The following is a 21,102-nucleotide window of genomic DNA, read 5'->3' as shown; positions in this document are numbered from 1 at the left end:
GTCCCTTCGCGTGCCTTGCGCCTCCCTTCGCTTCCGGCGTTCCCCTGCGGCCTTCGGGGACCGCGCACCATCCGATGGCGGCTCACGCTGCTCTACGGCGCGCTGTTCGCGGTGGCCGGGGCGGCCCTGCTGGCCTTCACCTACGTGCTCGTCGCCACCACCGAGCCGACTCTCACGGGCGGTTCGCCCGGTCCGGTGTCGCTGGACGGTACCGGTGGGCCCGCGGGCCCGGACGCGCCGCCGCAGGATCCGGCGAAGGTCGCCGCCTACGTCGAGGAACGTCTCTCGGTGCTGCGTGCCGAGCAACTGCACCAGTTCCTCATCGAGTCGGCGGTCGCGCTTGCGGTGATGACCGTGGTCTCGGTGGCCCTGGGCCGGCTGATGGCCGGACGGGTGCTGGCGCCGCTCCGTACGATGACCGCCGCCGCCCGTCGTATCTCGGCGGACAACCTGCACGAGCGGCTCGCCGTGCCCGGTCCCGACGACGAGCTGAAGGCGATGGCCGACACCTTCGACGCCGTCCTGGGCCGTGTCGAGGGAGCGTTCGAGGCGCAGAAGCAGTTCGTCGCCAACGCCTCGCACGAGCTGCGCACCCCGCTCACCCTCCAGCAGGCGATCGTGGATGTCGCGCTCGACGATCCGGACGCCTCGGTGGAGAGTCTGCGGGCCGCGTGTCTGCGGGTGCGGGCCGCGGGGCAGGAGCAGGAGCGGCTGATCGAGACGCTGCTGACCCTGGCGCGCAGCCAACGGGGGCTCCAGCGGCGGGAGTTCGTCGACCTCGCGGAGGTCGTGCGGGCGCGGTTGCCCGAGGGCGGGCCACGGGTGGAGACCGATCTCGGCCCCGCCCTTGTACTCGGGGATCCGCAGTTGATCGAGCGCCTGGTCGTCAACCTCGCCGACAACGCCGTACGGCACAACCACCCGGAGGGTGAGGAGAGCTGGGTCCGTGTGTGGACCGGGCTCGACGGCGGGCGCCCGGTCCTGCGGATCGCCAACAGCGGTCCGGTGATCCCGCCCGGCCAGATGTCCGGGCTCTTCCAGCCGTTCCGCCGCCTGGGCGCCGAACGCGTCGGGAGGCGCGACGGGCTTGGCCTCGGCCTGTCGATCGTCGCGGCCGTCGTCGCCGCGCACGGTGGCACGGTCGAGGCGTGGTCGCGCCCGGAGGGCGGGCTGAGCGTGCGGGTCGGCTTTTCGCCGGGTGTGCCCGTACGGCCGGCGCCCGCCGCCGCCGTCGTCCGTACGAAGTGATCGACAGGGTGTCGGTTCGGTGCGCGAGCGCTCGACGCAGCGTCCATTGTCCCGGCCGGGCCGGGGGCGGGATGCTGCCCGGGTGCCCGTGAACCGGAAGACCTCGCCCCTGCCCCGCCGGTCACTGCTGCGCGCCCTGGGCGGTGGCGCGGCCCTCGGCGCCCTGGCGGGGTGCGGGGTGCCCGCCGCGTACGTGTCGCCGGGTGACCGGGCAGGCGCCGACCTCTCCGCCCGCGACAAGCGGCTGACGTGGGCGAACTGGCCGCTGTACATCGACACGGACGACGAGGACACGACGAGGCGGCCGACCCTGGACGCCTTCGAGAAGAGCACCGGGATCTCGGTCGACTACGTCGAGGAGATCAACGACAACGACGAGTTCTTCGGCAAGATCAGCCCGTCCCTGATGAACCATCAGCAGACCGGCCGCGACCTGATCGTCATCAGCGACTGGATGTGCGCACGCTTCGTCCGCCTCGGCTGGGTCCAGGAGATGGACCGGGCGAATCAGCCGAACGTCACCAAGTACCTTGACCCGCTGCTGCGTTCGCCCGCCTTCGACCCCGGTCGCAGATCCACCGTGCCCTGGCAGTCGGGGATCACCGGCATCGCGTACAACCGTCGCAGGGTCGGTCGCGAGATCAGGCACGTCTCCGACCTGTGGGCGGACGACCTCAAGGGCCGGGTCACCCTTCTCTCCGGCCTCGACGAGGCGTTCGCGCTGCTGATGCAGGGCAACGGCGTCGACATCACCCGATGGACGCCGGACGACTTCCACCAGGTCTGCGACCAGGTCGAGAAGTACGTGCACAACGGCCAGATCCGGCGCTTCACCGGCAACGACTACATCAAGGACCTCTCCAGCGGAGACGTGCTCGCCTGCCAGGCGTACTCCGGCGACGTGATCCAGCTCCAGGCCGACGACCCCGACATCCGCTTCGTCGTCCCCGAGGAGGGCGCCGAACTGTGGGCAGAGTCCCTGATGATCCCCAACCTGGCCCGGCACAAGGCCAACGCGGAGAAACTCGTCGACCACTACTACCAGCCCGAGGTCGCCGCCGAACTGGCCGCCTGGGTCAACTACGTCTGCCCCGTCCCCGCCGCCCAGGACGTCCTCGCCTCCTCCAAGGACGAGGACACCGCCGCCCTCGCCGAGGACCCGCTGATCTTCCCGGACGCCACCATGCGCAGGCGGCTCGCGATCGCGCGCGACATCGAGTCCTCGGAACGTACGGAGTTCGCAAAGCGGTGGAACGCGATCGCGGGGCTGTAGTGGGGGCGGAACCTGAGGTTTGCCGGAGAGGAGCCGCTGACCGTTTGATCTCGGTGCGGCAGCGCAGCGTTCCAGCAACTCCCTTGCCGGGGCTCAGGGTTACGGTGCGACGTGCGTGGGAGTCGTGAAGAGTTCTCGCATGGTTCTGGGGATTCGGTCAGGGGAACGGAAAGATCGGGGGGCTTACTCGGCGCTCGCGAACAGGTCGGGCGCCGCTCCATGCGATGGGAGACCGATCAACGATGTTCACTCCGGTGCGGAGCAGAGTACGGACGGCCGCGCTCGCGCTCATGGCCGTTACGGCACTCGCCTTCGGCGCGACCACCACGACCGGCGCGGCAGCGGCCCCCGCCGCCGCTGCCGCGAAACAAGGACCGACCTCGGTGGCGTACGTCGAGGTCAACAACAACAGCATGCTGAACGTCGGCAAGTACACCCTTGCCAACGGCGGCGGCAACGTCTTCGACATCGCCGTGATCTTCGCGGCGAACATCAACTACGACACGGGCACGAAGGCGGGGACCCTGTACTTCAACGAGAACGTGCAACGCGTCCTCGACAACGCCGCCACGCAGATACGACCGTTGCAGCAGAAGGGCATCAAGGTCGTCCTCTCGGTGCTCGGCAACCACCAGGGCGCGGGCTTCGCCAACTTCCCGTCCCAGCAGGCGGCTTCGACGTTCGCGAAACAACTGTCGGACACCGTGACCAAGTACGGCCTCGACGGCATCGACTTCGATGACGAGTACGCCGACTACGGCAACAACAGCACCGGCCAGCCCAACGCCAGCTCGTTCGTGTACCTGGTGTCGGCACTGCGCGCCAACATGCCGGACAAGATCATCAGCCTCTACAACATCGGCCCGGCCGCGTCGCGCCTGTCCTACGGCGGCGTTGACGTCACGTCCAAGTTCGACTACGCCTGGAACCCGTACTACGGCACCTGGCAGGTCCCCGGCATCGCCCTGCCCAAGTCGAAGCTGTCGCCGGCGGCCGTCCAGATCGGCGGTACCTCGCAGAGCACGGCAGCCGCCCTCGCCACCCGCACGGTCAGTGAGGGGTACGGCGTCTATCTGACGTACAACCTCGACGGCGCCAATCGCAGCGCCGACGTCTCCGCGTTCACCAGGGGGCTGTACGGCAGTGACGCCGTCTACACGCCGTAGGCCGACCACACTCCCCGGCATCCGGTACCCCCTTGGGGCCTGCCGCATCCCGTAGGCCCGCGCCCCGGGCAGGCCGCGCTTTCGACAACGATGTCGGAGGCGCGGTCGCCACAGGTACCGTGACCTGCGCCGTACCAAAGTGCCAACTGTCTCTCTGATTCTGTGCTTCCGGTCGCTGAAGCCGCTAGGCATCAGCCCAGGTCGCGAACGCCGCCCGATACGAACTAGCAATTTTCGTCACATTGTGTGACCGAGTGACAGCAATGCCCCCCACGGACGTACGTGGGGGGCATTGCTCACCTCATCCGTCTACGGCGCGTCCACCACCGTGCCCGGGACCACCTGGCTGCCGGGAAGCGGCACACCGTCGTAGTCGGTCACCGCGAGACGTACCGACTCGGCCGGCTCGGCCACCTGGTCCTTCACCGTCGGCACGGCGAACTCGGCGCTGGTGGCCCCGGCGGGGATGCTCGCGTACACCCACTGGATCACCTGGGAGAGGGGGCGCTCCGGGTCGGGGAGCTCACCGAGAAGGTCCATCAGCCACTGCGGGTCCACGTCCTTGGTGGACAGCTCGGCGCCCTCCGTGACCGGGAACGCCAGGACCGGCTGCCAGGTGTCCACGTCGGCGGGCGCGGAGAGGGTGAGCTGCCAGGTCAGCGTGTCTCCCTCGGTCCCCTGGTCCTTGACCGGGGTCAGGCCGACGGTGGGCTCGGGGTCGTCGTTCTGCGCGGTGACCCCGCCCCGGTAGGAGCCGATGACGGCGCCGCGTACGGCCTTCGCGAGGACGTCGTACCGCTCGTCGTAGTCGAAGCGCGTGTTGCCCTTCACCTCGATGGCCACGTCGACGGCGTTGCTGCCGGGCTTCACCGTGACCACTCTGCTCGTCGACTCCCGGGTGTCGGGGTCGACGACAGCGATGCGGACCTTGCCGCTGCCGTGCCCGGAGACCTGTACCGGGACGTGGTAGGTCTGGGTGCCGGAGTCGCCCTCCTTGACGGTGAGCCGGCCGATGTCGACGCGCGGCAGCGCCGCCGCCCTGACCGCCGGGGTACCGGGAGCCCAGCCCCAGGCGTCCATCAGCCAGGCCTGTCCGGACCCTGAACGCGGAGTCAGCTCAAGGGACTTGATGTGCTTCAGATCCAGTCCGGCGCGAGTGGCCGCGGTCAGCGGGACGCGCAGTTCGCGCGCCCAGTAGGAGGACGTGCGCGCGCTGCCCGGCAGCCCGTCGACCCGGATCTGGCCGAGCTCGGCCCGGCGGCCGGAGGAGTCGGTGACGGTCACGTCCAGCTTGGTGCCTGTCGTGTTGGGGGGCACGAACACGCGCAGCGCCAGGCTCTTGGCGCCGGAGAGGGACACCGGAGCGGCGGGGCGGATCTTGGTCGCGGTGCCAGGCGCCGACCACTTCAACGCGAGCGCGCCGCGGCCGGCCTCCTTGTTCGTCCACCACCACGCGAAGTGCGGCGACGAACCCTCGGCGTCCGGGGGCAGACAGGCGACGGCCGGGTCGGGGTCGAGCGCCGCGCACAGCCTGCCGCCGGTCACCTTCACCGGGGCGTCGGGCAGGAAGCCGCCCGTACGGCGGGCGCCGACCGCGTGGGTCAGCACGCGGGCCGGGTCGGCGGACGGGGCGCGCCGGCCCGAGCCGTCGAGCAGCGGGCGCACCCGGTCGTCGCCACCGACGAACAGCCGGGCCGCGGCGGCGATGTAGGTGGAGCCCGCCTTGTGCTGCTGGTCGGCGGTCAGCCGGGTGCTGGTCCCCGGAGAGCACACCGGGTCGGGCTCGGCCTCCTCGAACTCCCAGAAGTCGTCCCAGGAAGGCGCCTCGGACTTGCCCGGCGTCCACTCGGTGTTGAAGAAGTTGTGGTTGGCGCCGACCACGTAGACGGCGCTGTGCAGGGCGGTGCCCTGGCTGACCCCGCGCGTCCCGTCGACGTACACCTCGCCCTGGAGGTCGGAGACGTCGCCGTCGCAGCCGGGAAGGATCGTCGTGGACGGCACGTCGGCGACCGGATTCTGGCCGAAGATCGTCGGTCCGATGAGGACGGTCCCGCGGATCTTCCAGCGCACCGGGCCCTTGTAGCCGTCCTGCGCGGCGGGCGGCGGGTAGAGGCTGTCCAGGGCCGCCCGGTTGACGCCTTCGCCGCCTCGCGAGTGGCCGACGAGCAGGACCTGGGAGAGGTCGGCCTTCGCCGCGCCGGGCACGCCCGCGGGGGCGGTGGCCGGCTTGGCGGACCATTCGGCCCACTTGGCGAGGTGCTGGCGCACCAGCGAGGAGCGCGCCTGCGCACCGCCGTCCTCGGCCTCCCAGTCCTGGCCGTTGATGCCGTTCGCGGAGATCGACACCGTCACATAGCCCTGGGAGGCCAGCAGCTTCTGGTCCTGCAGATAACCCTTGTGGCTCGGGATCGGCTGCGTGCCGGCCGAGCAGGGCCACTCAAGGTCCCAGTCGTCCTCGGTCCCGCCCGGCTTGAAGCAGGTGGGGTGGCGGCCGTGCAGGAAGAGCGCGAGGGGCCGCTTGCCGGTGGCGCCCTTGGGCGCGACGACTACGGCCTCCATCTCCACCGGCGCGGCGAACCCGGGCAGCTTCACCGGGTCGAGGTCGTACTCGCCGGTGACCGTGGAGTACGAGCCCGGCTTGCCGGGGTCCACGGAGTTCGCCGGGAGCTGGGCGAGGGGCTGGACGGCCGCCGGGGAGTTCGTCGCCTTCTTGCCGGTGCTGTCGGCGGGCGCGTCCAACCGGCGTCCGCTCGCCAGGACTTGGAGGTCCTTGAGAGGCGTGGCCCGGTTGACGGCGAGTCGGAACGTGCGGCCGTCCTTGGCCGGTTTCGGTACGCCGAGCAGTCGGCCGTCCACGTGGAACTCGACACGGGCGTCGCCCGCTGGCACGGGCGTGTCCGACCGCCAGACCAGCTCCCGCGTGCCGCCCTCCCCGGTGACGCGCCAGCCCGGCGGCAGTCCGCTGTCGGCGTTCGCCGTCAACGGCGTTGCCTGGGACGGCTGTTGGGCCTGGGCGAGTCCCGGTAAGCCCGCCAGGGCCGCGAGCACGGCCACGGCGGTGACACCTATTCGCCGGGTTCGGTTCAAGGGTCCCTCCTCGCACTTGGAGCGAGGGCGTCCCGTCCGTCCCGAGAGCCCTTCACGCCTCGTAAGGAAGCGAATCGGGGCCTGTGGGTTGCCTGTGCCGGGGAAGTGCCTCCGGGCAGGGCATGAATCAGGTCACGGGGACCGTCCAGCCATCGGGCATGAATCAGGCCATGGGGACTGCCTGACCACCGGACAGGAACCAAGTCACGGGGACTGCCTGGCCACCGGACAGGAATCGGGGCACTGTCACCGTCCAGCCATCGGACGCATCGGATTACCGGGACCCTCTAGCCGTCGAAGCCGCCGCCTCCGAATCCGCCGCCGTGCCCGCGCTCCTCGGATTCGGTCGGCGCCGTGGTGGGGGCCGTGGAGCCGTCGGCGGCGGTGAAACCGGCCTTGTCGAGGGCGGACTGGAGGGACGCGGCATAGCTCTGGCTGGTATAGGTCGCGCCGCTGACCGAGTCGATCGCGGCGCTCTGCTTGGACAGCGCGCTCTCCCGCAGGGCCGGCACCGCGCCGTTGCTGATCTGCACCGACTGCGGTTCGTTGCCGGGGATCTGGAGCGGCTTGACGTCGGTGATCTTCCCGCCCTCGATGGTGACTTGAACCTGCGTGTTGCCGAACTGGGTGCTGATGACAGCGCCGGTGGCGGTGGTGGTGGAGCCGCTCTTCGAGACGGTCGCGTCCTGACTCGCCGTCGAGGAGGACGAAGAGGATGACGCGACCGTCGGGACGGCCTCGTGGGGCTTGAACATCAGCACGCCGGTGGTGCCGACAACGGTCGCGACCAGGACGATCGGGGCACGTCGCATGGGGTTCTCCAGACATGGCCGAGGCTGCCGCCATTACCGGCGGTCAGCAGGTCAGAACGCGAAGTCCTCGTGGTGGATGTGGAGTTCGGGCACCCCGGCGCCACGGGCGGCGGAGATGACCGTACGGGTGAACTCGTCGGGGCCGCAGACGAAGACGTCCCGGCCGGCGATGTCGGGGACGAGGGTGTGCAGGGCCGCCGCGTTCAGATGAACGGCCTCCCGCGGCCCGGTCAACGCGTGCAGCAGACCGCGACGTTTGCCGACCAGGCGCTCGAACTCGTCCAGGTGCGCGATGTCTTCGGAGTGCCTGCCGCGCAGCAGGACGACGACGTGGGTGTCCCGGGGCAGGTCGTCGAGGAGGGCGCGGATGGGCGTCGTACCCACACCGGCGCCGACGAGCAGGACGTTCCGGGACTGCCGTGCGTCGGCGGTGAAGACCCCGTACGGGCCCTCGAAGGCCACCCTGGTGCCCGGGGTGAGCCGGGACAGAGCCGTGCTGTGGTCACCCAACTCCTTGACCGTGATGCGGAGATGGTCTGCCTGAGGGGTGGCCGACAGGGAGTACGGGTGGGCCTGCCACCACAGCTCACGGCGCAGGAAGCGCCACATCATGAACTGTCCGCCGGCCGTGGGCAGCCGCTCCAGATGCCGCCCGCTGAGCACGATGGACCAGGTGTTCGGCCCTACGGCAGACACCTGGGCGACGCGCAGGTCGTGCCGTACGGATCGCCACAGCGGGAGCCCCACCCGGAAGGCGAGTACGACGATCAGCGCGCCCACCCACAGCGAGGTCCACCAGGCCGTGGCCAGCGAGTGCCCCACGAACGGCGCACCGGTGTCGACCTGGTGGACGAACGAGAGGCCCAGGCCCAGGTAGGTGTAGAGGTGGACGGCCCACCAGGTCTCGTACCTCATCCGGCGTCGTGCCCGCCGGTAGGAGGTGACCCCGGCGGCCAGCAGCAGGGCGCTGCCGACGGTGGCCGACAGAACGCCAGGGTAGGTCCACAGCAGTTGGCCGATCTCCGCCAGGATTCCCGTCTTCGCCGCGAGCGCGTATCCGACGGTGATCAGGACGGCGTGCGCCAGCAGCAGGTATAGACCCCAGGGAGCGATGCGCCGGTGCCAGACGATCAACCGGTCCTGGCCCAGGGCGCGTTCCAGCGGCGGGATGCGTGCCGAGAGGAGCACGGTGATGACCATGGCGTAGCCGCTGAGCATCCCGGTGACGCGGCCGAGCGCGGTGGCGATGCCGCCCGGGGCGTGCAGTGCGCTGACGGTCTGGGCGCCGATGCCCAGCGCCAGTGAGATCCCGAGGCCGAGACCGGTGGCCGCGGCCAGCGCGTCGACGACCAGGGGGCGGCGGGGGGCGGGCAGCCTGCGGCGTACCCGCCCGGTGCGCCGTGACGACGGAGGAGCCGAAGGAGGGGGCCAGTTGCGCGGGCGGACGGGAGGCTTGGGAGGGGGCTGCCGGGAGATGCGGGGAGCGGTCATGGTGACTCCTCGGCTCTGTCGGCCAGCGGGAAGCCCGGAGTGAGATACACGCGTTCGTCGTCCTGCACCGTCATGGCCTCGTATCCGTCGAGGCTCAGCGTCCAGTCGGCGGCCTTGCGCCCCATGGCGAAGGCCGCGGTCGCGTACGCGTCGGCGGTGCCGAGGTCGGGGCCGCACACGGTGACGGACAGCAGCCCGGTGGGGTGGGCGCGGGTGTGCGGGTCGACGATGTGCTCGCCGCGCTCGTACGTTCCCGAGGTCGCCACCGCGAGCCCGTTCGCGTGCACCACCCCGGCCAGCGCGCCGCGGTCGCTCGGGTGCTGGATCCCGATCCGCCAGGGCAGTCCGGCCTCGCGGCTGCCGCGGCTCACGACGTCGCCGCCGGCCGTCAGACAGAAGTCCGTAATGCCCCAGGCCACCAGCACGTCGGCGGCCCGCTGCACCGACCAGCCCTTCACCAGGGCGGACGGATCCAAGGACCCCGTCGCCCATACGTCGAAGTATCCGTCCGTCTCCTTGCGGAGTTCCTCGCACCTCTCCAGCACCCACGCCACCTCGGCGTTCGTGTGCCTGGGCGGCAACTCCCCGCGTCCGATACGGGAGATGGCGCTGTCCGGCCGGTAGGTACTGAAGAGGGCGTCGACTTCGTGCAGCCAGCGCACCACCCTGCCCGTACCCGAAGCGGCCTTCTCCTTGCGGCAGTTGCGCAGGTCGATGGAGACCACGGTGCCCATGACGTGTTCCACATGGACGTGCCGAGCAGGCAGGCCGGTCGCGAAGTCTGTATGGCCTTGAAGTCTTGTCATGGGGCTCCTTGGGAGCTGACGGTGGTCTGCGCTCACCTTCCCGAGCGGACCTCTCAGTTCCCTCTCAGGTCGGGGCGGATGCCGGGTCTCCGGCTGCTTTTAAAGGGGAATCTCAGGCAGTAGCACGGTGAACATCGTCGAACCCGGGCCGCTCTGGAAGGTCAGAGTGCCCTCGTGGGCCTCCACGATGGCCGCCGCGATGGACAGGCCGAGGCCCGCACCGGCACCGCCGTTGCCGACGCCCGGGTTGCCCGGGTGGCGGCGGTCGGCGCGGGTGAAGCGCTCGAAGAGTGTCTGCCGGAGCTCCGGGGGGACTCCGGGGCCGTTGTCCGTGACGGACAAGGTGCAGTGCTCCGGGTCGTGTTGGCTCACCCGGACGGTCACCAGGGTGCCGGCCGGGGTGTGCAGACGGGCGTTGGCCAGGAGGTTGGTCAGTACCTGCGCCAGGCGGTCGCAGTCGCCGGTGACGGTGACCGGCGTCTCGGGCAGGTCCAGGACCCAGCTGTGGCCGGGGCTCGCTGCCCGGGCGTCGTCCGTGCAGTCGATGACCAGGCGGGTCACGTCGACCGGTTCACGCCGCAGCGGGCGACCGGCGTCGAGGCGGGCGAGCAGCAGCAGGTCGTCGACCATCGCACTCATCCGCGCCGCCTCGGCGGCCACCCGGTCGAGGGCCCGCTCGACCTTGGCGGGCACCGGGCCGGGGTGGCGCAGAGCGAGTTCGGCGTGGCCGCGGATCGAAGCGACCGGGGTGCGCAGTTCATGGCTGGCGTCGGCGGCGAAGCTGCGCAGCCGCTCCTCACTGGTGTGGCGTTTGGCCAGCGCCTCCTGGACGTGGCCGAGCATGCGGTCGAGGGCGGCGGCCACCTGGCCCGCCTCGCTGTGCGGGTCGCCTGCCGCCGTCGGGCCCGGCAGGGTGACCGCACCGCTGTCCAGTTTCAGGGCGGCGACGGCAGCCGCGGTGTCCGCCACCCGGCGCAGGGGGCGCAGCGAGCGGCGTACCCACAGGGCACCGGCGACTCCGGTGATCACCAGTGCTCCGCCGAAGACCACGGAGGAGGCCATGGCCAGGCGCTTCACCGTGTCCTGGAGCGGCGCCAACGGCAGGCCGCTGACCAGGATGTCGTCGTCCTTTCCCGCGCAGGCGTAGACGCGGTAGTCGCCGAGGGTCGAGAGGGTGACGCTGTGGGCGCTGCCGTCGGTGGGGATGCCGTTGAGCGTGGCTTCGTCGGCCGCGTCGAGGGTGACCCAGGTGCGCCGGTTGGCCCGGACGACGGCGGCGTCACTGATCCTCGCGTCGGTCAGCCGTGCGCCGAAGGTGCCGATCGCCTGCCCACGTGTGTCGGCGCTCCTGTCGACCATCGTGCGTCCTTGGTCGTTGTCCGTGACTGTCTGCTGCTCCGTGAGTTGCCGCAGCGTGGAGGGGAACAGGCAGCCGGAGTCGGCGAGTTGGTGATCGAGTTGGCCGGTGAGGTAGCTGCGCAGCGCGAACACGCTCGTCAGCCCGACGGTCGCGCAGCTCAGCGCGAGCAGGACGACCAGGACACAGGTGAGCTTGGCGCGCAGCGTGCGGGGGCGCAGCCGGTCCATCCGGGAGCGCGTCGCCGGGTTCATGACGTGGTGGGTTTGAGGACGTAGCCGACGCCGCGCACGGTATGGATCATCGGCGGTCGACCGGCGTCCACCTTCTTGCGCAGATACGAGATGTACAGCTCGACGACGTGTGCGTGGTGGCCGTAGTCGTAGGACCAGATCCGCTCAAGGATCAGCGTCTTGCTCAGCACCTGGCGCGGATGGTGCATCAGCAGCCGCAGGAGGGCGTACTCGGTGGGGGAGAGGGCGATGACCTCACCGTCCCGGGTGACTTCGTGGGCGTCCTCGTCGAGTACCAGATCGCCGACGGTCAACGCGGTCTCTCCCGCACTCCGGCGAGCCATGCCCGCCCGCCGCAGCAGGCCGTGCAGCCGGGCGGTGACCTCGTCCAGGCTGAACGGCTTGGTGACGTAGTCGTCGCCGCCCGCCCGGATCCCGGCGACCCGGTCCTCGACCGCGTCCCGTGCGGTGAGGAACAGCACACAGACCAGGGGGAGTTCGGCGCGGATCTCGCGCAGCACCGTGAACCCGTCGGCGTCGGGGAGCATCACGTCGAGGATCACCGCGTCCGGCCGGAACTCGGCCGTTGTCCGCACCGCCGTCGCCCGGTCCGCAGCCGGGCGTGCGTCGTAGCCCTCGTAGGCCAGCGCCCCGCACAACACCTCGGTGAGGTCCGGCTCGTCGTCGACCACGAGAACCCGGACACGGGTGCCGTCGGGGCGTACCAGTGGCGGTGCCGTGGCCGCGGGGTCCGCAGGGCGTGGAGTCACCGTGACATCACTACCGTCCGATTCTGAGATTCACCTGAGATGTACGCGCCCGGTGCGCGGGTTCGGAGCAGGACACCGAGCGGTCGGCTCCACCGATGACGCGCTCTTCTTCCTGGCCAGCGGTACTCCACGGCCCGGGAAGGACGTGCTCGGGCAACTGGCCCTGAACCAGGCGCTGAGAGCGGCCTGAGAGGTCTGCCGTGCAGGGTGACGGCCGGGCCAAGGGGGACTCCACGGCGCCGGGCCAAGGGGGACTCCACGGCGCCAGGCCAAGGGGTACTTCAGGGCCAGGCCGTGGGGGACTTCAGGGCCAGGCCAAGAAGGCGCTCCCGCATTTCGACGTCCACCCCCCCCACAAGGAGACACATGACCACGCTCAACCCCTCCGTGCTTGAGGGCCCATTGCCACCTCGGACGGCTGAGGACGTCGGCCGCACGGCCAGTCCGTCATGGGAACGGCCCGCCTTCTGGGCGCTGTTGTGCATCGCGGCGGTGGCCTTCCTCTGGGATCTGGGGGCGTCGGGCTTCGGGAACGAGTTCTACGCGGCGGCCACGCAGGCCGGCGGCGAAAGCTGGAAGGCCGCCTTCTTCGGGGCATCGGACGCCGGAAACTCCATCACCGTGGACAAGCCACCGGTCGCGCTGTGGCCCGTGGACATCTCCGTGCGCCTCTTCGGACTCGGGTCCTGGCAGATCCTCGCCCCCGAGGCGCTGATGGGCGTCGCCACCGTCGGCGTGCTGTACGCGGCCGTGCGGCGACTGTACGGACCGGCCGCCGGTCTGCTGGCCGGTGCGCTGTTGGCGCTGACTCCGGTCGCCGCCCTGATGTTCCGCTTCAACAATCCCGACGCGCTGCTGACCCTGCTCATGGTGGGCGCCCTGTACTGCTTCCAGCGCGCACTGGAAGGGAACCGGGCGGTCCGCTGGATGGTGCTCACCGGGGTCTGCTTCGGTCTCGCCTTCCTGGTCAAGACCCTGCAGGCGTGGCTGATCCTGCCTGCTCTGACGCTGGTCTACCTGGTCTGCGCGGCCCAGCCGCTGGGCAGGCGGATCGGCCATGTCCTGCTGGCCGGGGCTGCGATCGTGGTCAGCAGCGGCTGGTGGGTGGCCATCGTCGAACTGTGGCCCGCCGACTCCCGCCCGTACGTGGGCGGTTCCACCAACAACAGCTTTCTCGACCTGACCCTCGGCTACAACGGACTGGGCCGCCTCACCGGTGAGGAGAAGGGCGGCGGCGTCGGCGGTGGCTCCTCAACGAGCGGCATGCCAGGCGGCGCCGGAGGCAGGGGCGGGGCCGGCGGCATCACCCGCATGTTCGACAGCGCGCTGGGCAGCCAGATCTCCTGGCTCCTGCCCGCGGCGCTGATCCTTCTGGTGGCCGCGCTGGTGGTCACCCGCAGGGCCGCCCGAACCGACCTGCACCGTGCGGGCTTTCTGGCCTGGGGCGGCGCACTGCTGTGCACCGCGGTGACCTTCAGCTTCATGTCCGGGATCTTCCACGAGTACTACACCGTCGCGCTGGCTCCGTACATCGCCGCGCTCGTCGCCATGGGCACGGTCCTCCTCTGGCGCCTGCGAGGCCGCGCCGCGGCGGCGGCCCTGGCGGCGACGGTCGCGGCAACGGCGGGGTGGGCGTTCGTCCTGCTCGGCCGTGCGGAAGGCTGGACCTCCTCACTGCGCTGGCCGGTACTGGTCGTAGGGGTGCTGGCGGCAGCCGGGATCGCGCTCGCGCGTCTCCTTCCGCGGCGCCTGGCTCTCGGGGCGACGGGGCTCGCGCTGGCAGCCGTACTGGCCGGACCGGCTTCCTACACGTGGGCCACGGTCACCACGGCACACACCGGCCAGACCCCCCTCGCCGGCCCCGTCTCGGGAGCCGACGCACAGGGACACGGCGGACCCCCTGGCGCAGGCGCGTCCGAAAGCGGGGCAGCACAAAGCGGCGGGCAGAGCGGTACCGCTGCCTCCGGACAAGGCGCACCATCCGGTACGGCGAAGGGTGGCAGCGGCAGCAGGCTGGGGAGCGTCGACGCGGTCACGCCTCAACTGCGGGCCACGCTGGCCGCGGACGCCTCGGCCTACACCTGGGTGGCCGCGACCGTCGCCTCGGACAATCAGACCTGGCTGCAACTCGCCGTCGGCGAACCGGTCATGCCCATCGGCGGCTTCAGCGGCGGAGACCCGGCACCGACCCTGGCCCAGTTCAAGCAGTACGTCGCCGACGGGAAGATCCACTATTTCGTGGCCCAGGGCGACGAGGACGGCGGCTTCAGCCGCGACGGCACCGACACCACCGGATCACAGATCTCCGCCTGGGTGACGACGACCTTCACCCCGCGGACCGTGGGCTCGACGACGCTGTACGACCTCACCGCGGCGACGAGTTGATGTCGGGTCGGGTCGCGGCGACGAGTTGATCTCACGTCGGGTCCCTGCGACGAGTTGATCTCGCATCGCGCCGCGGCCACCAGCTGATCTCACGTCAGCCACCGGACTCCATGACTCACGTTGCTCGCTCGCCGTGTGCAGGGCGACCGAGCAGCGCGAGGCTCCGGATTCGACAGGCATCCGGCACCCACCTTTGCCATCTCTTTGCAACCCGCCCCACCGCAGCTTCGTCTCTCCTCGCGATCCGTACCCAGCCCGCCGGTCAAGAGCGCGGGCGGACCGATGAAAGAGAGCGATTCATGCGCCGAACTGTCCTGAGCGCCATGGCACTCGCGTGCACCGCCGTGCTGGCGAGCACGGTGCCCGCGTTCGCCGACGGGACCTCCCCGAGCCCGGTGCCCACCCGCGCGGCCGAGAGCGTGTCCCCGACCCCGGTTCCGAGCGCCGAACCGAGCAAGGCGCCCGCCCAGAGCGCCGAACCGACGAGGGCGCCTGCTCCGAGCGAGGTCGCCGAGGTACCTAAGGGAGCGCCCGACACCGGTGTGGCGTCGGCACAGTCCGGAACCGACGGCGCGCTGATCGGCGGGGGCGCGGCCGCGGTCCTCGCGGCGGGCGGCGCGGTGTTCTATCTCGTACGGCGTCGGCAGGCGACCGGGGTATGACCTCGCCCTCCAGGCGGGCGTTCACCACCGCGGCGGTGGCCTCGCTGCTCGTGAGCTGCGGTGGCGGCGGCCGGGCCGGGGAACAGCCCGCGACCGCGCGCCCCGGCACGAGTGGGAGCACCTCGCCGTCCTCGCGGTCCTCCGCGAAGGCGACGCATGCCCTCGCGCGTTCGGTCCCGGTCAGGCTGCAGATCCCGGCCATCGAGGTCGACACCCCGGTCATGCGGCTCGGGCTGGCCTCGGACGGCACCGTGCAGGTCCCCCCGATCGCGGCGCACGACCAGGCGGGCTGGTACCAGCACTCGCCGACGCCGGGTCAGACCGGCCCGTCGGTGATCCTCGGCCATGTCACGGTCGGCGACTACGGGGACGGCGTCTTCCGCCATCTCGCGGGGCTGCAGCAGGGAGACAGGATCGAGGCGCGCCTGGAGAACGGCACAGCTGCGGTGTTCGGAGTCACCTCCGTACGGACGGTCGCCAAGGCGGACTTCCCGACGGACGACGTCTACGGTGACGTGGGCCGGCCGGAGCTGCGGCTCATCACCTGCGGCGGGACGCTCACCGATGACGGCTACCCCGACAACGTGATCGTCTTCGCCGCGCTGAGCGACGCAAGTCCCTGATCCGCCCACCGCCCCCTGGAACACGGATCCTGGGCCGTTGTGCCGTACGACAGCGGCCCGGGATCCTTCCCTCACCCCCCCACGAGTGCATCACGACCATGGAGAGCGTTGAAACGGTCCCGCGAGAAGGCAGCGTCCGAACTGTTCGCCGCCCTCTACCCGCGCCTCGCCGGCTGGTGCCGTCGCCTGGTCGACGACGACGAGACGGCCCACGAGATCGCCTCGGAGGCGTTCACCCGGCTCTGGGCCCGCTGGACATCGGTGGAGGAGCCGCGCGGGTTCCTCTATGTCACCGCGGCCAACCTCGTCCGGGACCATTGGCGCAAGACCGAGCGCGAACGCAGAGCCGTGCGCCGCGCGACGGTCGAAGCCGCCGTACGCCCGCAGATCGAGCAGGCGGACCCCTCGGTACGCCTGCTCGTGCAGTCCCTGCCGGAACGACTGCGCGTCCCGATCCTGCTGCACTACTACGCTGACATGCCGATCCGGGAGGTTTCCGTGCTGACCGGGCGCAAGGAAGGAACCGTCAAGGCCGACCTCCACGCGGCCCGAGAACTGCTGCGAGCCCACCTGAGGAGAAGCCTTGATCACACACTCTGACCACGGTCCGGACTCCGACCCCGACGACCCCCTCGCCATCATCCTGCGGCCCTCCTCCGAGTACCTCGGCCCGCCCCCGGGCCGCTACGAGGCGATTCGCCGCGGTGCGGTCCGTCGCAGGCTGCTCCGCGCCGCCGCCGGGGTCGGCCTGTCGTGCGCGGTCGCCGCCGTCATCTCGCTGCCCGTCCTCCTGGCGACGCCCGAGCCCGCCGTTTCCCCGACGGTCCCCCTCGCCCCGCCCCCCGCGACCAGCCCGCTGCCCGCGTCCAGCGCCCCCGCCACGCCCGCTCCTCCGACCAGGAGCAGCCCTTCATCGGCGCCCACCCCGTCGGCGAAGCCCGACCCCGCCGACTCCCGCCCCAGCAGGGGCGCCTTGACCGGCAGCCTCAGCACCCCGACCCGTGCGCCGTCGGAGACACCGCGCTCCCCGGTCACCGAGGCGTCGACGGTTCCGAGCACGGCCGAGCCCACACAGGCGGCCTCGCGGGGGTGACGGCAGTGGCGCCGTCGCACGCGGAGGCGCGTCGAGTGCTCGGCCGCTGCGTCACGTACGGCGCGAGCTGTGTCCCGCGGGGCGGCGGTTCCGGTGGTCACGGCGGCGACCGCGGCCACGGTGAGGCCGGCGTGTGACACCGGGGCGGCCAGGGAGAGTTCACCGAGCCGGTACTCCTCGTGCGCTCCGGCCGGGCCGGTCTCACGGATCCGCGCCGGCTGGGCGCGGAGGGGGCCGGGCGCCGTCAGGGTGTACGGGGTGTGGCGTACGCCGGTGGCAGGCGGGCCGTGTCCGTACGCCGGTACTACCTTTCCCACCGCGGTCGCGTGCAACGGCAGCCGTTCGCCGTTCACCAGACACAGTGCAGTGCAGTGCCGTCCGCCGGGACCGCGACGTCCGCGTGGCCGCCTGTACGGGCTGTCAGCGCGCGCAGCGCAGGCAGCGCGGCGTCGAGGAGCCCGCGCGGACAGGAGCCAGCGCGGACAGGGAGCCGCGGCGCCGAGCCGAGTGCCCGGACGCGTGGTGAGCCACGACTTGAGGGGGCCAGTTTTGAACGCGTTCAACTCCAGGCGTACGCTCCTGTCATGAGCGACAGATCCGCCCTTCTGAAGGGCATCCGTGCGTGGTTGGGCCTCTTCGTCGTCTGCCTGGTGCTCAGCGGGGCCACGGCCTTCCCCCTGGTGCACGAACTGCGCTGGACCGAGGAGGTGTTGAGGGCACTGTCCGTGCCCCACCACCTTCCCGGTCTGATGGACTGGATCGAGCGGGTGCGCCAGGGACTCGACGCCACCGACGCGGAGTACCCCTTCGTGCTGTACGGCACGGACTGGCTGGCGTTCGCGCATCTGGTGATCGCGGTCGCGTTCTACGGGCCCTACCGCGACCCCGTACGCAACATCTGGGTCGTCGAGTTCGGCATGATCGCCTGCGCCGGGATCATCCCGCTCGCACTGATCTGCGGGCCGATCCGGGGAATCCCCTTGTGGTGGACGGTCGTCGACATGTCGTTCGGGATCATCGGGGTGATCCCGCTGTACGCGGTACGCAGAATGATCAAGCGCTTGGAGGCGCTCACCGCCGTCGCACCTCCGACGGCGGCCGCCGTCACCACGTGAACGTCGCCCGCACGATGCGCTCGGCGACCGGATTCATCCCTTGCCCCTTCGCGTCGGTCGAGTTGACGGAGTAGACGAGGGTCCGGGACAGATCGCGGGTGGCGGCGATGATCGTGGTGTAGCCCCAGCGACCGCCCGACTTCAGCCACAACTCCGTGCCGTCCCCGGCGACATACCGTTCGAGACCCGCGCTCATCGTGGCCCCGGGGACGTCGGCGGGAACCGTGAACATCTCCTTCAACTGCCTTTGCGGCACCACCTGTCCACGGAAAAGGCCCTTCAGGAACCGCTCCAGATCCACCGTCGTGGAGATCATGTCGCCCGCCGCCCAGGCGTCCGTCGCGCCCCACACGGTGACATCACGCAACTCGGTCGTGCCGTCGGCGTGCGGGACGCTCTGGTAGCCGTGGTTGTGCGGCCCGTTGATGGTCGGGTCGGTGCCGGGGAAGTACGTGTGCCGCATCCCCAGCGGTTCGAAGATCCGGCGTGCCGCTTCCTGCTCGTACGAGTGACCGGTGAGCCGTTCTACCAGCAGTGCGAGCACGGTGTAGTTGATGTTGAGGTAGTGCTGCTGGGTGCCCGGCATGAACTCGCGCTCCTTGGCGGTGGCCGAGGCGAGCATCTCCTGGGGTGTGTGGAGGTCGAAGCGGTGCGCGTACACCTCCTCGAAGTTGTCGCCGGGGAGGTCGGCGGCCGGGATGCCGCTGGTGTGGTTCAGCAACTGCCGGGCGGTGACGGTCTCGTACGCCGCCGGGACCAGGTCCGGAAGGTAGTCCCGGACGGGTCGGCCGAGGTCTGCCTTTCCCTCCGCCACGAGCTGGAGCACCACCGCCGCCGTGACCACCTTCGTCGTCGAACCGGCCCGGAACAGCCCGTTCGGGTCCGCCGCCGAGCCGCTTTCGAGATCGTGCACCCCGGCATTCCCGCGCCAACTCCCGTCGGTGCCCCCGACCCGTACGAGCGCGGCCGTCGCGTCGGAGTCCGGCAGCCCGGCGAGCGCGGCGGCCAGGGCATCCGCGTCCGGACCCGCGGTGGTGGACCGGGTGACCCCGGCGGGGGACGCGAAGGCGGGGACGGCCAGTGGGCCTGCCGCCAGGCCCAGGACGAGGGTGGCGGCGGTGACGGTGCGGGCGCATGTACGCATGAACTGCTCCTGGGGCCGGGGTCGACGGACGTCCGTGATCATCCTGCGACTGTCCGAGGCTGGGGGGATCCTCAGTGAGGAGGGCCCTGGCCCTGATGGCGACCCCGAGTAACTGCTTTATGAAGTAAGGGTGTTGTCAGGGACTACCCCTGACTGGGTTCCGTCCGGCGAATCATGTGAGCGCCATGCCGGCCGCTTGAAGACGGTCGACGAACGCCACCGCCGGTGGTCAACGGGCGCCACTGGGACCGGATCTTCCAGGCCGTCCGCACCGATGCCGATGCCGATGCACAGGGCAAGGCACATGCATACACGCACGCGGAGCCCCGAACCGGCTTGGCGCCGTGGGCCGTGGGCCGTGGGCCGTGGGGCGCGCGCCGTGGGCCGTGCGCCGGAAACGGACAAGCACGAAGCGCCCACGCCGACCTGCTCACCGGGCCATGTTCACGCGGGCCTTCGGCCCCTTCGCCCGGTGCGAGCGAAAGGGCCGTGGGCGTCGCGTGGTCAGCGGGCGGCCTGCATGTCGTGGAGCAGGGCGGTGCCGCGCTCGCCGGGGAGGACGAGGTTTCCGTCCGTGATGATGGCGAAGCGCTCCATGCCGGGCACAAAGAGGTTCACCACGGCAACGTCGTCGGTCACGTACTGCTCCCGGCGGTAGACAGCGCAGCCTCGCTGGGTCAGTACGTCCAGCAGGTGGTCCAGGTGCCCTTGCGGTGAGCCGGGAGCCTCGGTGTCCTGGAACGCGACGTACTCGGTCCGTTCCTTCAAGGGCTCGGCGAAGTCCGCGAGGTAGCAGGCGTGCAGCCGGGGATGGCCGCCTGTCTTGATTCGCCGTGTGGGCAACTGGTCGGCGAGGCGGTCTTTCAGGGGTGCGCCCAGGTACTGCTGGATCAGTTCGGTGAGCGACCGTTCGATCGCGTAACTGCGGGACAGGGATGCGCCGCAGCCCCGGACGTGGGAGGGCTCGCCCGGTGCGGGCTGCACGTAGGCCGTGTACGCGGGTACTTCCACATCCGTCGTCATGTCGATGATCCAGACGCGCTGTCCGGTCATCGCCTCCGCGGCTGCCAGCAGCTCGGTCAGGTCCTGCGGCAGCGTCGCGGGGTCGAGCACGCGCAGGGGCCCGGGCCGACGGGAGAGGAACTGGTCCACCAGCAAGAGGGAGAGGGCGTCGCGTTCGATGATCTCGTTCAGCCCGTGGACGGATGCTTCCGTGACGTCGGAGCCTCCTGCCCACCCGCTGTTCACGGAGTACCGCCCCACTGACACATAGGGGTAGTCGTCGCCGACCGCGGTGCGCAGAGCGGCGGAGTGGTCTTCGAGGTAGTCGGGTACCGAGAGGAACAGCGGTATCCAGATGCTCGGGCCGCCTGTCAGCGCGTCGTACGACAGGCATGCCAGCGGCTCGTCCGGCCCTTCGGTCAGCAGGGCGACAGCCTTGTCCCGTGCCGATTCTCCGGTCGCCACTTCGTACGCCGAGCGCAGCGTCAGGTCGTCGGCCGTCAGCCGGTCGACTCCGCTGAGGTGGTGTTCCAGCGCCTCGAAGACAGCGCCCACGCGTGACTCTTCAGTGTGGCCCTTGCCCATGCCCAAGGCGCCGTGCGCTATGTCCTGTCCGCGGTGCAGGGTGCAGAGCCATGCCCCCGGATCCGCGTCGGTGACGGCCTCAAGGCGAGCGGTCAGGCCCAGGCCGGAGACGGCGCGCATGCTGGCGTCGAAAGCCTCGGCAAGGGCGAGGGCACGTTCGCCGCACTGTCGCTCAGCAGCAGAAATGGAAGAGCTCTTTCCCATGTGGATTTCTCTCCTCGTTCGGAAACGGAGACGAAACCGCGGCCCG

17 protein-coding genes are annotated in these 21,102 nt (G+C 70.7%); 8 read left to right on the top strand and 9 right to left on the bottom strand.

The window, feature by feature from the left end:
• Positions 1-15: 15 nt before the first annotated feature.
• From ACIPC1_RS05655 to ACIPC1_RS05645, 3 genes are all read left to right on the top strand, one after another.
• On the top strand, positions 16-1,248 hold the full coding sequence (locus ACIPC1_RS05655; RefSeq protein WP_402513570.1) for an ATP-binding protein: 1,233 nt from the start codon (positions 16-18) through the stop codon (positions 1,246-1,248).
• 82 nt (positions 1,249-1,330) lie between these two features.
• The gene (locus ACIPC1_RS05650) at positions 1,331-2,521 is read left to right on the top strand and encodes a PotD/PotF family extracellular solute-binding protein (protein ID WP_402513568.1); all 1,191 of its coding nucleotides are present in this window, start codon (positions 1,331-1,333) and stop codon (positions 2,519-2,521) included.
• Between the two features lie 242 nt (positions 2,522-2,763).
• Entirely contained in the window at positions 2,764-3,687 is a 924-nt protein-coding gene (locus tag ACIPC1_RS05645; RefSeq protein WP_402514804.1) for an endo-beta-N-acetylglucosaminidase H, read from the top strand.
• Positions 3,688-3,996: 309 nt separating this feature from the next.
• Here the strand turns inward: ACIPC1_RS05645 and ACIPC1_RS05640 are convergent, their stop codons facing one another.
• From ACIPC1_RS05640 to ACIPC1_RS05615, 6 genes are all read right to left on the bottom strand, one after another.
• Entirely contained in the window at positions 3,997-6,774 is a 2,778-nt protein-coding gene (locus ACIPC1_RS05640; protein ID WP_402513565.1) for a hypothetical protein, read from the bottom strand.
• Positions 6,775-7,061: 287 nt separating this feature from the next.
• Entirely contained in the window at positions 7,062-7,586 is a 525-nt protein-coding gene (locus tag ACIPC1_RS05635; protein WP_402513563.1) for an FMN-binding protein, read from the bottom strand.
• A 51-nt stretch (positions 7,587-7,637) separates the two neighbouring features.
• Complete coding sequence (locus ACIPC1_RS05630; protein WP_402513561.1) at positions 7,638-9,077, bottom strand: ferric reductase-like transmembrane domain-containing protein; 1,440 nt, start codon at positions 9,075-9,077, stop codon at positions 7,638-7,640.
• Positions 9,074-9,883 carry an FAD:protein FMN transferase gene (locus tag ACIPC1_RS05625; protein WP_402513558.1) on the bottom strand — a complete coding sequence of 270 codons (810 nt, stop codon included), beginning with the start codon at positions 9,881-9,883 and terminating at the stop codon, positions 9,074-9,076. Before ACIPC1_RS05625 ends, ACIPC1_RS05630 begins: the two co-directional genes overlap by 4 nt.
• A gap of 99 nt (positions 9,884-9,982) precedes the next feature.
• Positions 9,983-11,494, bottom strand: a complete 1,512-nt coding sequence (locus ACIPC1_RS05620; protein ID WP_402513556.1) for a sensor histidine kinase — start codon at positions 11,492-11,494, stop codon at positions 9,983-9,985.
• Positions 11,491-12,243, bottom strand: a complete 753-nt coding sequence (locus tag ACIPC1_RS05615; RefSeq protein ID WP_402513555.1) for a response regulator transcription factor — start codon at positions 12,241-12,243, stop codon at positions 11,491-11,493. Before ACIPC1_RS05615 ends, ACIPC1_RS05620 begins: the two co-directional genes overlap by 4 nt.
• 366 nt (positions 12,244-12,609) lie before the next feature.
• Here ACIPC1_RS05615 and ACIPC1_RS05610 point away from each other — a divergent pair, with 366 nt between their 5' ends.
• From ACIPC1_RS05610 to ACIPC1_RS05595, 4 genes are all read left to right on the top strand, one after another.
• The gene (locus ACIPC1_RS05610) at positions 12,610-14,628 is read left to right on the top strand and encodes an ArnT family glycosyltransferase (RefSeq protein ID WP_402513554.1); all 2,019 of its coding nucleotides are present in this window, start codon (positions 12,610-12,612) and stop codon (positions 14,626-14,628) included.
• 299 nt (positions 14,629-14,927) lie between these two features.
• The gene (locus ACIPC1_RS05605) at positions 14,928-15,290 is read left to right on the top strand and encodes a sortase-dependent protein (RefSeq protein ID WP_402513552.1); all 363 of its coding nucleotides are present in this window, start codon (positions 14,928-14,930) and stop codon (positions 15,288-15,290) included.
• Entirely contained in the window at positions 15,287-15,913 is a 627-nt protein-coding gene (locus tag ACIPC1_RS05600) for a class F sortase (RefSeq protein WP_402513549.1), read from the top strand. Before ACIPC1_RS05605 ends, ACIPC1_RS05600 begins: the two co-directional genes overlap by 4 nt.
• A gap of 108 nt (positions 15,914-16,021) precedes the next feature.
• Positions 16,022-16,513 (top strand): RNA polymerase sigma factor, encoded by a 492-nt coding sequence (locus tag ACIPC1_RS05595; protein WP_384378767.1) that lies wholly within the window; start codon positions 16,022-16,024, stop codon positions 16,511-16,513.
• A gap of 84 nt (positions 16,514-16,597) precedes the next feature.
• On the opposite strand, the gene ACIPC1_RS05590 is transcribed toward ACIPC1_RS05595, so the two are convergent.
• Positions 16,598-17,359, bottom strand: a complete 762-nt coding sequence (locus ACIPC1_RS05590) for an IclR family transcriptional regulator C-terminal domain-containing protein (RefSeq protein WP_402513546.1) — start codon at positions 17,357-17,359, stop codon at positions 16,598-16,600.
• Positions 17,360-17,590: 231 nt separating this feature from the next.
• Between ACIPC1_RS05590 and ACIPC1_RS05585 the strand changes: the two genes are divergently transcribed.
• Positions 17,591-18,121 carry a hypothetical protein gene (locus tag ACIPC1_RS05585; RefSeq protein ID WP_402513543.1) on the top strand — a complete coding sequence of 177 codons (531 nt, stop codon included), beginning with the start codon at positions 17,591-17,593 and terminating at the stop codon, positions 18,119-18,121.
• Here the strand turns inward: ACIPC1_RS05585 and ACIPC1_RS05580 are convergent.
• Entirely contained in the window at positions 18,111-19,265 is a 1,155-nt protein-coding gene (locus tag ACIPC1_RS05580; protein WP_402513541.1) for a serine hydrolase domain-containing protein, read from the bottom strand. The two genes, ACIPC1_RS05585 and ACIPC1_RS05580, sit on opposite strands and share 11 nt — an antisense overlap.
• Before the next feature lie 504 nt (positions 19,266-19,769).
• The gene (locus tag ACIPC1_RS05575; protein ID WP_402513539.1) at positions 19,770-21,056 is read right to left on the bottom strand and encodes a YcaO-like family protein; all 1,287 of its coding nucleotides are present in this window, start codon (positions 21,054-21,056) and stop codon (positions 19,770-19,772) included.
• Positions 21,057-21,102 lie beyond the last annotated feature (46 nt).

The organism is Streptomyces sp. NPDC087263 (assembly GCF_044744645.1).
In the GTDB taxonomy this organism is placed as follows: domain Bacteria; phylum Actinomycetota; class Actinomycetes; order Streptomycetales; family Streptomycetaceae; genus Streptomyces.
The sequence above is the reverse complement of the archived record's forward strand: the minus strand, read 5'-3'. Positions and strand labels throughout refer to the sequence as shown.

Excerpts from the sequence above, each read along its gene's own strand:
- ACIPC1_RS05645 (WP_402514804.1), top strand. The coding sequence starts at position 2,764 with ATGTTCACTCCGGTGCGGAGCAGAGTACGGACGGCCGCGCTCGCGCTC.
- ACIPC1_RS05635 (WP_402513563.1), bottom strand. The coding sequence starts at position 7,586 with ATGCGACGTGCCCCGATCGTCCTGGTCGCGACCGTTGTCGGCACCACC.
- ACIPC1_RS05630 (WP_402513561.1), bottom strand. The coding sequence starts at position 9,077 with ATGACCGCTCCCCGCATCTCCCGGCAGCCCCCTCCCAAGCCTCCCGTC.
- ACIPC1_RS05625 (WP_402513558.1), bottom strand. The coding sequence starts at position 9,883 with ATGACAAGACTTCAAGGCCATACAGACTTCGCGACCGGCCTGCCTGCT.
- ACIPC1_RS05620 (WP_402513556.1), bottom strand. The coding sequence starts at position 11,494 with ATGAACCCGGCGACGCGCTCCCGGATGGACCGGCTGCGCCCCCGCACG.
- ACIPC1_RS05610 (WP_402513554.1), top strand. The coding sequence starts at position 12,610 with ATGACCACGCTCAACCCCTCCGTGCTTGAGGGCCCATTGCCACCTCGG.
- ACIPC1_RS05605 (WP_402513552.1), top strand. The coding sequence starts at position 14,928 with ATGCGCCGAACTGTCCTGAGCGCCATGGCACTCGCGTGCACCGCCGTG.
- ACIPC1_RS05600 (WP_402513549.1), top strand. The coding sequence starts at position 15,287 with ATGACCTCGCCCTCCAGGCGGGCGTTCACCACCGCGGCGGTGGCCTCG.
- ACIPC1_RS05585 (WP_402513543.1), top strand. The coding sequence starts at position 17,591 with ATGAGCGACAGATCCGCCCTTCTGAAGGGCATCCGTGCGTGGTTGGGC.
- ACIPC1_RS05580 (WP_402513541.1), bottom strand. The coding sequence starts at position 19,265 with ATGCGTACATGCGCCCGCACCGTCACCGCCGCCACCCTCGTCCTGGGC.
- ACIPC1_RS05575 (WP_402513539.1), bottom strand. The coding sequence starts at position 21,056 with ATGGGAAAGAGCTCTTCCATTTCTGCTGCTGAGCGACAGTGCGGCGAA.